The organism is Pseudomonas sp. P106(2024) (assembly GCF_057480815.1).
The window spans coordinates 39,752-52,734 of sequence record NZ_JBLIYU010000004.1 but is presented as its reverse complement, the minus strand read 5'-3'; the positions used below and the strand labels follow the sequence as shown (position 1 = coordinate 52,734).

The following is a 12,983-nucleotide window of genomic DNA, read 5'->3' as shown; positions in this document are numbered from 1 at the left end:
CAGGCTCTCGGACAGCGGCGCCAGCCCCTGGAGTTCACCACGGGTGGCCTGTAGCTGGTTGTAGGCATCGCGGACCAGGTAAAAGCTGGTGACCAGCATGGGCAGGAAGAACAGGACGCTGATCAGGCTGAACTTCATGCCGAAGCTAAGCCGGTTCATCAGTGCGATGGCCGGATAGAGCAGACGCTTCACAGGTCACCTCCTTGAATTCTTGTTGTTCTGCGGGGTAGCACAAAGCCATCTAGGGCCAGTGGCTTTGTATAGCGCAGATTGGAATCAAGGTTTGTAACTTATGGTTAAGCAACCAACGCGTTGATAAGCGGCTCAGACCAGCACGGTCCACAGGGCGAAGCAGGCATACCACAACACGGCGCAGCGCAGCAGCAGCTCCCACAGGCTGTCCAGGCGTTCCAGGCCACGCTGGCGGTCTTCTTCCTCGGGAATGTCGTCGGCCACCCGACCGACCTTGGCCACCAGGTGCCCGGCGCTGACGTGCCAGTCGAGCAGCTCGTGCAACATCACCCGGGTCACCGCGACGAAATTGCCGACCAGGGCGAAACTCACCGTCATCACCCGCACCGGCAGCCAGTCCATGGCATGGCGCAATTGCCCGGCCAGGGTCTGCAGCGCCGGCTGGCGGCTATGGTCCATGGTCAGCGCCAGCAGGCGGTAGGCCAACGCCGCGCTCGGGCCCAGCAGGAAGTACCAGAAGATCACCGCGAAGAAGCTCTGGTAGGCCTGCCACAGCAAGTGGCCTTGGACCTGCTTGATCAGGCGTTGGGGATCGTCGGCGGCCAGCCCCAGGTCGCGTTCGGCCACGTGCAGCGCGGCCTGGTCGTCACCGCGGCGCCAGGCGTCGCGAAACGGCCCGAGCGCCGCCTTCACATCGCCGCGACCCAGGCTGTAGACCAGCACCAGCAGGTGCACCGGCAACGCCAGCAGGCCGTAGGCCACAGGTTCCAGCACATGCAGCAGCAGCACGAGCAGCGCCACCGGCGCCAGGACCAGGATGCCCAGCGTCCACCAGGGATGGACCTTGCCGCTGCGCTCCAGGCGCACCAGTTCGCCCAGGTAGAAGCCGTCGCGTTGCAACCGCTGGCGCAGGGCCGAGAACTTCTCGACCCACAGCGCCAGCACCAACACCAGAAAACTCATGCCTTGTCCTCGTTGCATTGCAGCGCGGCCCGGTAGCGCGGCCAGTCGAAGGCCGGCCCCGGATCGGTCTTGCGCTGCGGGGCGATATCGCTGTGGCCACAGATGCGCTGGGCGTCGATCACCGGCCAGGCCGCACGGATCTCGCGGGTCAGCCGCTCCAGGGTGGCGTACTGGGCATCGGTATAGGGCAGTTCATCGGTGCCCTCCAGCTCGATGCCGATGGAAAAATCGTTGCAGCCCTCGCGCTCGCCGAAGCGCGACACGCCGGCATGCCAAGCACGGTCGAGCAACGAGACGAACTGGGTCACCGCGCCATCGCGCTCGACGAACAGGTGCGCCGAGACAGTCAGGTGGTTGATGGTGGCGAAATAAGGGTGCTCGTTCGGGTCAAGGCAGTTCTGGAAGAACTGCTGGACTTTGCCGGTACCGAAGCAGGCGGGTGGCAGGCTGATGTTGTGGATGACCAGCAGCGCGATGGCCTCACCCTCGGGGCGGGCGTTGAAGTTCGGCGAGGGGCAGTGGCTGACGCCGGTGAACCAGCCGGTCGCACGGTCCAATTGCATGGTGCAGATCCTGAAATGACGCCCGAGACAGGTACCCAGTATGCCGTGACCAACCGGCGCTTGCATGTAAATGATTGTGTAGGGAAAGTCAGCGTTACTGCGCCTGCTGCCCGCGCAACTGCTCCAGCACCGCCTCCAGCGCCCGCTCGAACAGCAGGCCGCCGTCCAGCAAGCGCACCTCGCCACGACGCAAGGCCAGGGCCAGGCCCATGCGATTCCATTCACGCACTTTCATGCCGGTGCGGTTGGTGAAGACCAGGCGATCATTGCTGTCGATGCGCGCCACCAGCTTACAACGCAGCGGCTCGTCGTCGTCCATCACTTCGACCCAGGTACCGACCTGCAAGCGTTGCACCTGGCGCAATGCCGGCTCTTGATCGTCGAAAGGCAGGCCAGGGGCAAGGGCGGACTCGTCGCTGACCGCCAGCACGATATCGTCCTCAATCCACACCTCGTCTAGCGCGGCATCCGGCTCCTGCGTGCCACCGCAGGCACGCAGGTGCAGTTTCTCCAGTTGCAGGAAGAAATCACGGGTGGCGGCGGAGTCCAGCGCTATCCCCGCCAGGCCGTCGCGCAGGGCCTTGAGCAGGCCCGGCACCTGCTCCAGCAGGCGCTGCGGTTCACGGTACGGGGCAATACTGACCAGCAGGTCGTCCACCGTCGCCAAGGCGTCGGCCCAGGCCGCCGAGCCCTCGCCCTGCTTCAGCCAGGCCAGCAGCAGCACCTGGCTCCAGGACTGCACCAGCATCTGCACCACCACCTGCGGCAGCACCCGGCCGTGCAGGCGGTCGTTCAACTCCCGCTGCACCCGCTGGCGGGCCTGCAGGGTGCGGGCACGGCCCTCCTCGGCGTCACGGGTGCGCTGCTCGAGCAGTTCGTTGCGTCGGCGCTCGTCCTGGCTGAAGGCCAGAAACTCATCGAGCAGCTCGTTGAACACCGCGCAGTCGTCGGAGAAATCATTGAGCAGGCGCTGGACAATACGCTCGACCCGCAGGTGCAGGCTGTCGCGCAGTCCCTCGGCATCGCTTTCCCAGCCGATGGCCACGGCGGCTATCTCGTTGAGCAGGCGGCGCGCCGGGTGGCCGGCACGGCTGAACATGCCCTTGTCGATCAGCGCGACCTTGAGCACCGGGATATGCAGGCGGGCGATCAGCGCCCGGAGGCTGGCCGGCAGGTTGTCGTCGCCCTGGATGTAGGCGAACAGCAGGTCGACCAGGTTGATCGTGTCCTCGTCGTCGGTGGCTATGCGTCGCCGCGTGCCGCTGCGCACGCTGACCCGCAGCAGCAGCTGCTCGAGTTGCTGACCGAGGTTGAAGTCATCCGGCTCGCCGGGGGCCGGCACATAGTGCTGCAGGTGGGTGAGCAGGCGCAGCAGGTCGCCGGTACTGGTCGGCTGCGCGGATCCGGCCGCCTGCAGCCGCGGCGCGACACGCCCACGCACCGGCGCCAGCAACGCCTGCACCGAGGCGAAGAACGCCTGGCCGGCCGAGTCGGACAAGCCGCCCTGCGCCGGGCTGGTCGGGACGCGCCGGGCGATGCTGCGGCGGTCCTCGGCGCGGCGCCGCGGGGCGGGCATCAGCTCCGGCAGCACGCCGGCGCTGGCGAGCAACTGGCTCGCCTCGCCGTAGAGCAGGTCGAGGTCGCGCAGCACGTAGCGCTCGAACAGTTTGAGCAGCACCATCTTGACGCTGGCACCGACTCCCAGGTTGCGCCCGGCATCCAGGAAGTAGCCACACAGGTTGCCGGGCCCCAGGGGATTGCTTGCGCTGGCCACCGGCAGCTCCAGCAGCGTGGTGAAGCGCAGATTCAGTTGCTCAAGCAGAAAGCCGTCGCGCGAGAGCACCCGGTCGACCATGGCCTGCACGGCCACCGAGCGCTCCAGTGACGGCTTGTCCTGCGTCTGCGCCCTGACCAGGGACTCGAGCCCGTCGCCCTGGCCGATGCGGGCGAAGGCCTCGTAGAACGTGTCGAGGAAGCCCCGCTCGATGCTCTTGCGCTTGAGGCGCAAGTCGCGCATGGCTTCGAAATACAGGTTCTGGTCGAGGCGGCCGCTGGCCTTGTCGGCCATTTCAAACAGGGTGTCATCGGCATTGTCGAACAACGCCTGCAAGCCCTGGCGCAATTGCAGGGCGGCCTTGTCGCGCACCTGCAGGAGCAGCACGGGAAGGCATGGCGAGGGCGCGCGCGCACCCCGGTCGATGGCGGCCGCCAGGGGCACCACCTTGCCTTCATCATGCATCCCGAACTCCTTGCTGGATGTTGCGTTGTTCGACTGAAAGGGGATCGTCAAAGCTATGACGCCAAATACTGGTCGCCATTATCGGTGAAAACACCGACAGCTGCCAGCACCCCATTCGTGCGCCTCAACTGACAGTGCGTTCGCAGGAATGCTCAAACCGCCTGACCAAAGGTCATCTGCCCGGCAGCTGTACACGCCGCCCCCCTGCCCTATAATCGCGGCACCTAGCTTGTGGAGCCGACCATGCCGAACCTACGCCTCGCCGACCTGACCGCCGAAATCGAAGCCAACGTGCGCCGCGCGCTGCTCGAGGACATCGGCAGCGGCGACATCACCGCCCAGCTGATCCCGGCCGAGCGCCTGGCCAAGGCGACCATCATCACCCGCGAGGACTGCGTGATCGCCGGCACCGCCTGGGTCGATACGGTGTTCCGCCAGCTCGACCCACGGGTGGCGGTGCACTGGCAGCTGGCCGACGGCGAGCGGGCCACGGCCAACCAGGTGCTGTTCCACCTCGAAGGCCCGGCGCGCTCGCTGCTCAGCGGCGAGCGCACGGCGCTGAACTTCCTGCAGATGCTTTCGGGCGTGGCCACCCGCGCGCGCTTCCTGGCCGACCTGGTGGAAGGCACCCAGGTGCGCCTGCTCGACACCCGCAAGACCCTGCCCGGCCTGCGCCTGGCGCAGAAGTACGCGGTCACCTGCGGCGGCTGCCACAACCACCGCATCGGCCTGTACGACGCCTTCCTGATCAAGGAAAACCATATCGCCGCCAGCGGTGGCGTGGCCGAAGCCGTGGCTGCGGCGCATCGCATCGCCCCGGGCAAACCGGTGGAAATCGAGGTGGAAAGCCTGGACGAACTGCGTCAGGCGCTGGCGGCGGGGGCCGATATCGTCATGCTCGACGAACTGACCCTGGATGAGATGCGCGAAGCGGTAAGCATCACCGCCGGCAAGGCCAAGCTGGAGGCCAGCGGCGGCGTCAACGAGACCACCCTGCGGGTGATTGCCGAGACGGGGGTGGACTACATCTCGATCGGCGCGATGACCAAGGACGTGAAGGCGGTGGACCTGTCGATGCGCCTGAGCCTGTGAGCTGAAACGCGAGTACAAAAAAACCGGCCAGATGGCCGGTTTTTTTATCGCGGGCCTGGCCCGCAAAGGCTGGATCAGTGCGCGGCGTTGGCCAGGCCGTCCAGGTAACGCTCGACGTCCAGGGCCGCCATGCAGCCGGCACCGGCCGAGGTGATGGCCTGGCGGTAGACGTGGTCGGCCACGTCGCCAGCGGCGAACACGCCCTCGACATTGGTGGCGGTGGCGTTGCCTTCACGGCCACCGTGGACCACCAGGTAGCCGTCCTTCAGGGTCAGCTGGCCTTCGAACAGCGAGGTGTTCGGGGTGTGGCCGATGGCGATGAACACGCCGTCGACCTTGATTTCGTCGAAGCTGCCGTCGTTGTTCTTCAGGCGCGCACCGGTCACGCCCATGTTGTCACCCAGCACTTCATCCAGGGTGGCATTGAGCTTGAGCTCGATCTTGCCTTCGGCGACACGGGCGTGCAGCTTGTCGATCAGGATCTTCTCAGCGCGGAAGGTGTCGCGGCGGTGCACCAGGGTCACCTTGCTGGCGATGTTGGCCAGGTAAAGAGCTTCTTCCACGGCGGTGTTGCCGCCACCGACCACGGCGACCGGCTTGTTGCGGTAGAAGAAACCGTCGCAGGTGGCGCAGGCCGACACACCCTTGCCCATGAAGGTTTCTTCCGACGGCAGGCCGAGGTAGCGGGCGCTGGCGCCGGTGGCGACGATCAGCGCGTCGCAGGTGTAGGTGCCGCTGTCACCGCGCAGGGTAAACGGCTTGTTGGCCAGGTCGACGGCGTTGATGTGATCGAAGACGATCTCGGTCTCGAAGCGCTCGGCGTGCTCCTGCATGCGTTGCATCAGGGCCGGGCCGGTCAGGCCGTGGGGGTCGCCCGGCCAGTTGTCGACTTCGGTGGTGGTGGTCAGCTGGCCGCCGGCCTGCATGCCGGTGATCAGCAGCGGCTTGAGGTTGGCACGGGCGGCGTACACCGCGGCGCTGTAACCGGCAGGGCCGGAACCGAGAATGATGACGCGCGAATGACGTACTTCAGACATGTCGAACTCCTGTCGAGCGGGCCGCACGGGGCATCTAGGTGCCGGTTGCGCCAGCTGGAATTAAAAGGGACCCACGCAGCACTTGGGGAAGGCTACAACGCGTTGGTCCAAAACCGAAAAAGTTGAGCGCACTGTAGCGAGGCCGCAGAGATTAAGGAAATATCCTTCGACAATCCACCTTATAGACAGTCTCTATCCGGCAGCCATTGTCCCAGTGCTTTGTTACACACCGTTTCCCAGAGGCGCGGTGCCTTTCGTCCGCGCGCCAAACTCGGTAAGGTCAGCGCGTTTTCCTCAAGCGGAGCATTCCGATGCAAGCCCCCGTCCTGTCCGGCCCCCAGTACCTGCGCGAAGGCCTGAAACTGGTCCTGAGCCCGAGCCTGCGCCTGTTCGTGCTGCTGCCCCTGGCGGTCAACCTGCTGCTGTTCGGCGGCCTGATCTATTTCGCCGGCCATCAGTTCAGCCTGTGGGTCGATGCGCTGATGCCCACCCTGCCCGACTGGCTGGGCTTTCTCACCTACATCCTGTGGCCGCTGTTCGTTGCCCTGGTGCTGTTGATGGTGTTCTTCACCTTCACCCTGCTGGCCAACGTCATCGCCGCGCCGTTCAACGGCTTCCTGGCGGAAAAGGTCGAGGTGGTGGTGCGCGGCCAGGACAACTTCCCGCCCTTCAGCTGGGCCGAGCTGGTGGCCATGGTGCCACGCACCCTCAGCCGTGAGATGCGCAAGCTGGGCTACTTCCTGCCTCGGGCCATCGGCCTGTTCATCCTCTCGTTCATCCCGGTGGTGAACGTGATCGCCGCGCCACTGTGGCTGGTGTTCGGGATCTGGATGATGGCGATCCAGTACATCGACTACCCGGCGGACAACAACAAGATGAGCTGGCAGGACATGCTCGCCTGGCTGCGGCAGAAGCGCTGGCAATCGATGGGGTTTGGCGGGATCACTTATCTTGCGCTGATGATTCCGGGGGTCAACGTGCTGATGATGCCGGCGGCGGTGGCCGGAGCGACGCTGTTCTGGGTGCGTGAGCGTACCTGAATGAAGCCATCGCGGGACAAGCCCGCTCCCACGCGCAATGCGTGGGAGCGGGCTTGTCCCGCGATGGCTTAAGTCCGGTCAGTGGCTCAACTGGCTGGAAAACTGCCCCACCGCATCCACCACCTTCTTCGCCCCTTCCTGGATCTCGACGATCACCCCGCCGGTATCGGCGGCCAGGGCCAGGCCCTGCTCGGCCTGGCGCTTGCTGGTGTCGATGATGTCCACCGCGGCCTGGGCCAGCTGTTCGTTCTGCTGCACCACCTTGGCGATCTCCTCGGTGGCGCTGCTGGTGCGCGAGGCCAACTGACGCACTTCATCAGCGACCACGGCGAAGCCGCGCCCCTGCTCGCCGGCGCGGGCGGCTTCGATGGCGGCGTTGAGCGCCAGCAGGTTGGTCTGACCGGCGATGTCGCTGATGGTCTTGATGATCGCGCCGATCACCTTTGACTGCTTGTCCAACGCCTGGATGCCATCGGCGGCGTTTTGCATCGAACCTTCCAGGCCGCGCATCACCTCGACGGTCTGGGTCACCACGTCGGTGGCCTTGCGTGCGCTGTCGTCGGTCTCCAGCGAGGTGGTGTAGGCAATGTCGGCGGCCTGGGCCACGGCCAGTTCCTGGTTGACCTGGTCGGTGATCACGGTGGCGAACTTGACCACTTTGTAGAGCACGTCGTGGGCGTCGATGATCGGGTTGTACGTAGCCTCCAACCAGACCACCCGGCCATGGGAATCAATACGCTTGAAGCGCTCGGCGACGAACTCGCCGCGGCGCAGGCGGTTCCAGAACTCCTGGTAGCCAGGCGAGTTGGCTTCTTCCGGCTCGCAGAACATACGGTGCGGCTTGCCGCGCACCTGCTCCAGGCTGTAGCCCATGGTCTGCAGGAAGCGGTCGTTGGCAGTCAGTACCTGGCCTTCGAGGTTGAACTCGATTACCGCGGTGGAGCGCATCAGCGCCTTGATCAGGCTCTCGTGCTCGCGGGAGGTCTCGATGGTGCGGGTCAGGTCGCTGGAGTGCAGGGAGAAGTACTTGATGCGCCCTTCGCTGTTCTTGACCGGCTGCAGGATCGAACGCAGCCACGCCTCGTCACCGTTGCCGCGCAGCAGACGGAAGGCACCGTTGAGGTGCTCGCCACGGGTGATGGCCTGCTTCATGCGCTGGTAGAAATCGAGCTTCTTCACATGCGCGGGCACGATCTCCTCGATGTTGCGCCCGATCAGTTGCTCGGCGCGATAGCCCATCTCGGCCTCAAAGTTGCCGTTGACCGACTCGATGCGCCCCTGGGGATCGAGCTGGAGCACCAGCATTTCGCTGTCGAGGCTGTTCTTGACCTGCTCGATGGACATCAGCTCTTCGCGCAGTTGCTGGATTTCTTTCTTCAATTTGCTGTTGAACATGGCCGCTCTCCCGGAGCGAATTCATAGAGTCGAATGCCTCTGCATCGGCTGCGTGGCGAGGGTTCTTGAGTGCCTTGCAAGGAAATATTCAAACGGATGCAAGTGCCGGAAATCAGGCGTCACGTACCCGTCACAAAGGCGTCACATGCCCGAAACGGGGGCGGCCCAGACTTTTTCCCATGAGCACACCGTCCCTGCGTATTACCCTGGTCAGCGAAACCTTCCCACCCGAGATCAATGGCGTGGCCAACACCCTTGGACGCCTCAGCGAAGGGCTGCGCCAGCGCGGCCACCAGGTGGAACTGATCCGCCCGCGCCAGGCCACCGACAACGGGGCCGGCAACGACGAGACCCTGCTGTTGTGCCGAGGTTGGCCATTGCCGGGCTACCCAGGCCTGCAATGGGGCGAGGTGTCGATGCACAAGCTGTGGCGTCGCTGGCGCAGGCAGCGCCCGGATGTGCTGTACATCGCCACCGAAGGCCCGCTGGGCCTGAGCGCCCTGCGCGCCGCCCGACGCCTGGGCGTGGCGGTGGTCAGCGGCTTTCACACCAACTTCCCGCAATATTCGGGGCAGTATGGCCTGGGCCTGCTGTCGCGGATGCTCACCCACTACCTGCGCTGGTTCCATCGGCGCACCGCCATCACCCTGGTGCCCAGCGTCAGCCAGCGCCTGGAGCTGGAGCGCCGCGGCTTCGAACGGCTCGGTCTGATGGCCCGCGGGGTCGATGCCAGCCTGTTCACACCGGCACGCCGCAGCCAGGCCCTGCGCGAGCAGTGGGGGCTGGGTGTGGACGATATTGCCGTGCTACACGTCGGGCGCCTGGCCGCGGAGAAGAACCTGGCCCTGCTGCGTCCTTGCATGGAGGCCCTGGGCAAGGCCTATCCGCAGCGGCGCCTGCGCCTGGTGATCGTCGGTGATGGCCCGCTGCGTGGACAACTCGAACAGCAACTGCCCGATGCCGTGTTCTGTGGCGCGCAGCGCGGCGAGGTACTGGCCGAGCACTACGCCAGCGGCGACCTTTTCCTGTTCCCAAGCCTGACCGAAACCTTCGGCAACGTCGTGCTCGAAGCGCTCGCCTCGGGGCTGGCCGTGGTCGCCTACGACGAAGCCGCCGCCGCCCAGCATATCCGCCACGGCCACAGTGGCGCCTTGGCCATGCCGGGGGACCAGGCAGCGTTCATCGACGCCGCCTGCTGGTTGCTGGAGGAAGGCGAAACCCTGCGCCGGGTGCGCTTGAACGCCCGCCAGCACGCCAGCCGCCAGGGCTGGCCGGCGATCGTCGAGCAGTTCGAGGGCTACCTGTACGGCGCCTGCCGCCAGCCGCAGGCCGCCCGCGAACAGACCCCGCCACTGGTGATCAAGCCAGGGTCGTCAGCGCCTCACGGCTGAACGGCAGCACATCGTCTTCACGCCCTTCCCGCACTTTGCGCGCCCATTCGGCATCCACCAGCAAAGCGCGTCCCACGGCCACCAGGTCGAACTCCTGGTTGTGCAAGCGGCGCAGCAACCCTTCGAGGCTGGCGGGCTTGGCCACCTTGTCGGTGGCGACCATGAACTGCAGGAACTCGCCATCCAGGCCGACACTGCCCACGGTGATGGTCGGCTTGCCGGTGAGCTGGCGGGTCCAGCCGGCGAGGTTCAGTTCGCTGCCCTCGAACTCCGGCTCCCAGAAGCGCCGGGTGGAGCAGTGGAAGATATCCACGCCCGCCTCGGACAGGGGCTTGAGGAACGCCGCCAGGGCCTCGGGGGTATCCACCAGGCGCGCGCTGTAGTCCTGCTGCTTCCATTGCGAGAAACGCAGGATGATCGGGAAGTCCGGGCCGACGGCCGCGCGCACGGCCTGGATCAGTTCGATGGCGAAGCGCGAGCGCCCGGCCAGGTCACCGCCATATTCGTCATCGCGACGGTTGCTGGCTTCCCAGAAGAACTGGTCGATCAGGTAGCCGTGGGCGCCGTGGATCTCCACGCCGTCCATGCCGATGGCCTGGGCATCGCGCGCCGCCTGGGCGAAGGCGGCGATCACCTCGCGGATATCCTCCCGGCTCATGCCGTGGACCTGCACCTGGCCGTCCTTTTCCTTGCCGCTCGGGCCATAGCCCGGGACCGCGGCGTCCGGCTCGGTGCCCAGGCGCCGCACACTGCCCACATGCCACAGCTGCGGCACGATGCGCCCGCCCTCGGCGTGCACGGCCTCGACCACGCGCTTCCAGCCGGCCAGGGCATCCTCACCGTGAAAACGGGGTACGTTGGGGTAGCCGTTGGCGGCCTTGTGCGCGACCGTGGTGCCCTCGGTGATGATCAGGCCGACACCGGCGGCGGCGCGGCGGCGGTAGTACTCGATCACGCCGTCGTGGGGCACGCCGCCGGGGCAGAAGGTACGGGTCATCGGCGCCATGACCACGCGGGTCGGCAGGTCGAGGGAGCCGAGGGTGAAGGGCTGGAACAGAGGGTTGCTGGACATGCGGCGCTCCCGAGGGATGAAATGGATGCGCCCGAGCTTAGGGGCCGCCAAGTGCGTGTCACAGCATCATTGATTGCAGTGATCGGCAGGTATCGCTGTGGGCGGACCGATTTGCAACAGGAAATTTATTTTGCAAAAGGGCTTGAATTCGTCCGTCGGTTGCCTGACTTTAGAGTCAAGAGGCGCAGAAAACCCAACGCCCTCAGTGGCCTAGGCACGCCTCTCGCGAGCAAGCTGAATAAGGATTGAATCATGCAAATCCAGGTCAACAGCAGCAACCACATCGAAGGCAACATCCGTCTCGACCAATGGGTCCGCAGTACCCTGCAAAGCAGCCTCGAACGTTACGAGGACGACCTCACCCGCATTGAAGTCCACCTGCGTGACGAAAACGGCGCCAAGCCCGGTCCCCACGACAAACGCTGCCAGATGGAGGCTCGCCCGAAAGGCCACCAGCCGATCTCCGTGACCCACACCGCCACTTCGCTGGAACATGCCGTCGATGGCGCCGCCAGCAAGCTGAACCACGCGCTGGAACACTTCTACGGCAAACTGCGCAGCAAGCGCGGCGCCCTGGAACTGAGCGATCCAGACGCCTGACCGACAAGGGTTCAGACAAGCACGCCCGGCCTTGCGCCGGGCGTTTTCATTGTTGGCCGATCAGCGGGCCTGAACCAACCCCGGCCGCCTCCGGTCAACCCCTGCAGTCATTCACTGCAGACCCCGACCATGAACAACCCTTTCGATCAGATCAGCGCCGCCTTCGCCCCCGAGTACCGGGTCAACCTGAGCATCGAGCGCCTGGACGGCAGCATCATGCTGACCCTGTCCGACGACAGCGGCGTGGTCGCCAGGCGCCTGATCAGCCAGGCCCAGCGCAACGACCCAGTGCGCCTGCAACGGGTCATCGACAGCATCCGCCTGGGCCTGGCCATCGAGCTGGGGCAGAACCCACTGGAAGTGCTGGCGGCCCTGACCCGCACCTGGCACGGCGAGCAGCGCTTTCCTGCCGCCGGCAGTGCCAACTAAGCGCTACTTGCCCTCGTCCACTTCCTTGCCGCTGGCATCCAGCGCCTTGGTCGACGGGTAACGGTACGAGGCGTAGCGCACCACCAGGATGGCGAATGCCAGCAGCAGGATGCCCCCGCACACGTACAGCAGCCCGACATCCGGCGCCTTGTGGTGCGAGACATCGCCGATCAGCAGGCGGGTCAATGCAGTGATCGCCACATAGAGCAGGAAGCGGATCGGCATGTGGTTGGTCTTGAAGTAGATCCCCACCATCGCCCCCAGCTCCAGGTAGATGAACAGCAGCAGGATGTCATCGACGCTGACCCCGCCCTTGCCCAGCATGTCCATGAAGGTCGCCACCGCCGCATAGGCGGTGATCGCGCCGATGCCGAACAGCGCCAGGTAGTGGAAGGCTTCCACGCACAGGTTGCCCAGCGAGTCGGCGGAGCCGTGCAGGCCTTTGCGCAGTCTTTCTGCCCATTTGATGTTCACGATGTTCGATTCCTAGATACGGCTGAAGGTCTTGTGCCATGCAGTTAAAGGGCCACGGCCCCTGTCTTGGAAGGCGGCCGATTGCCGCAGGGCACCTGTGGGCTACGCTGATTTTCAGTTTGCCGGGCCATCATTGCGGTTGCAGGATGATGGTCGAGCGATGTACTGTATAAAAATACAGTTATCCGCAATCCAACCAGCAAAAAGGCACAGAGGTGATGAATGGCCGTCGAAGTGGTGTACCGCAGCAGCCGCGACCCGGAGCGCTTGTTCATGGATAAGGCCGAAGCAGACCGTCACGACAAGATGCTCGAACTGGCCGAGCGCCTGGCCGAGGTGCTGCAAAAGGCCGTGCCGTCGCTGAGCGAACAGCAGGTAGAGGAAGCCGGTATCTACATGGCCAAGAACCGCGACGTGTTCGCCCGGGCGTTCAAGAGCCAGCCGGATGCGCTGGCGGAGCTGCTCGAAGGTGGCGAGGCCGAATGACCGCATCGCG

Annotated in this window: 12 protein-coding genes and 2 pseudogenes; 6 read left to right on the top strand and 8 right to left on the bottom strand. The window is 65.2% G+C overall.

Annotated elements, in window-relative coordinates; all coding sequences use genetic code 11:
- Nucleotides 1–324 precede the first annotated feature (324 nt).
- The 3 genes from ampE to AC25M7_RS08760 form a co-directional block, all read right to left on the bottom strand.
- Nucleotides 325–1,155: a regulatory signaling modulator protein AmpE gene (gene ampE / locus AC25M7_RS08770; protein WP_062363992.1), complete on the bottom strand. Its 831-nt coding sequence runs from the start codon at nucleotides 1,153–1,155 to the stop codon at nucleotides 325–327.
- Nucleotides 1,152–1,718: a 1,6-anhydro-N-acetylmuramyl-L-alanine amidase AmpD gene (gene ampD, locus AC25M7_RS08765; RefSeq protein ID WP_028689826.1), complete on the bottom strand. Its 567-nt coding sequence runs from the start codon at nucleotides 1,716–1,718 to the stop codon at nucleotides 1,152–1,154. The genes ampE and ampD overlap by 4 nt, the downstream gene beginning before the upstream one ends.
- Nucleotides 1,719–1,812: 94 nt before the next feature.
- Entirely contained in the window at nucleotides 1,813–3,957 is a 2,145-nt protein-coding gene (locus tag AC25M7_RS08760) for a DUF1631 domain-containing protein (protein WP_069016132.1), read from the bottom strand.
- 243 nt (nucleotides 3,958–4,200) lie between these two features.
- Between AC25M7_RS08760 and nadC the strand changes: the two genes are divergently transcribed.
- Entirely contained in the window at nucleotides 4,201–5,049 is an 849-nt protein-coding gene (gene nadC, locus AC25M7_RS08755; protein WP_486970945.1) for a carboxylating nicotinate-nucleotide diphosphorylase, read from the top strand.
- A 74-nt stretch (nucleotides 5,050–5,123) separates the two neighbouring features.
- On the opposite strand, the gene trxB is transcribed toward nadC, so the two are convergent.
- Nucleotides 5,124–6,086, bottom strand: coding sequence for a thioredoxin-disulfide reductase (gene trxB, locus AC25M7_RS08750; protein WP_028689829.1), 963 nt, complete (start codon nucleotides 6,084–6,086; stop codon nucleotides 5,124–5,126).
- Nucleotides 6,087–6,397: 311 nt separating this feature from the next.
- Here trxB and cysZ point away from each other — a divergent pair, with 311 nt between their 5' ends.
- Nucleotides 6,398–7,126 carry a sulfate transporter CysZ gene (gene cysZ, locus AC25M7_RS08745; RefSeq protein ID WP_028689830.1) on the top strand — a complete coding sequence of 243 codons (729 nt, stop codon included), beginning with the start codon at nucleotides 6,398–6,400 and terminating at the stop codon, nucleotides 7,124–7,126.
- A 78-nt stretch (nucleotides 7,127–7,204) separates the two neighbouring features.
- On the opposite strand, the pseudogene AC25M7_RS08740 reads toward cysZ, so the two are convergent.
- Together AC25M7_RS08740 and AC25M7_RS08735 are read right to left on the bottom strand one after the other, a co-directional pair.
- Nucleotides 7,205–7,621 (bottom strand): annotated as a pseudogene (locus AC25M7_RS08740) (methyl-accepting chemotaxis protein); the annotation flags it as partial.
- Nucleotides 7,622–7,798: 177 nt separating this feature from the next.
- Nucleotides 7,799–8,431, bottom strand: a pseudogene (locus AC25M7_RS08735) (PAS domain-containing protein); the annotation flags it as partial.
- A 269-nt stretch (nucleotides 8,432–8,700) separates the two neighbouring features.
- On the opposite strand from AC25M7_RS08735, the gene AC25M7_RS08730 reads away from it, so the two are divergent.
- Nucleotides 8,701–9,912: a glycosyltransferase family 4 protein gene (locus AC25M7_RS08730; RefSeq protein ID WP_213883030.1), complete on the top strand. Its 1,212-nt coding sequence runs from the start codon at nucleotides 8,701–8,703 to the stop codon at nucleotides 9,910–9,912.
- Here the strand turns inward: AC25M7_RS08730 and AC25M7_RS08725 are convergent.
- Nucleotides 9,881–10,984: an NADH:flavin oxidoreductase gene (locus AC25M7_RS08725; protein ID WP_028689833.1), complete on the bottom strand. Its 1,104-nt coding sequence runs from the start codon at nucleotides 10,982–10,984 to the stop codon at nucleotides 9,881–9,883. The two genes, AC25M7_RS08730 and AC25M7_RS08725, sit on opposite strands and share 32 nt — an antisense overlap.
- Before the next feature lie 252 nt (nucleotides 10,985–11,236).
- Between AC25M7_RS08725 and AC25M7_RS08720 the strand changes: the two genes are divergently transcribed.
- On the top strand, nucleotides 11,237–11,584 hold the full coding sequence (locus AC25M7_RS08720) for an HPF/RaiA family ribosome-associated protein (protein WP_023630676.1): 348 nt from the start codon (nucleotides 11,237–11,239) through the stop codon (nucleotides 11,582–11,584).
- Between the two features lie 129 nt (nucleotides 11,585–11,713).
- The gene (locus AC25M7_RS08715) at nucleotides 11,714–12,013 is read left to right on the top strand and encodes a DUF3509 domain-containing protein (protein WP_051555641.1); all 300 of its coding nucleotides are present in this window, start codon (nucleotides 11,714–11,716) and stop codon (nucleotides 12,011–12,013) included.
- 3 nt (nucleotides 12,014–12,016) lie between these two features.
- Here the strand turns inward: AC25M7_RS08715 and AC25M7_RS08710 are convergent, their stop codons facing one another.
- Nucleotides 12,017–12,487: a phosphate-starvation-inducible protein PsiE gene (locus tag AC25M7_RS08710; RefSeq protein WP_028689834.1), complete on the bottom strand. Its 471-nt coding sequence runs from the start codon at nucleotides 12,485–12,487 to the stop codon at nucleotides 12,017–12,019.
- A gap of 222 nt (nucleotides 12,488–12,709) precedes the next feature.
- Here AC25M7_RS08710 and AC25M7_RS08705 point away from each other — a divergent pair, with 222 nt between their 5' ends.
- Nucleotides 12,710–12,973: a YebG family protein gene (locus tag AC25M7_RS08705; protein ID WP_069016135.1), complete on the top strand. Its 264-nt coding sequence runs from the start codon at nucleotides 12,710–12,712 to the stop codon at nucleotides 12,971–12,973.
- Nucleotides 12,974–12,983 lie beyond the last annotated feature (10 nt).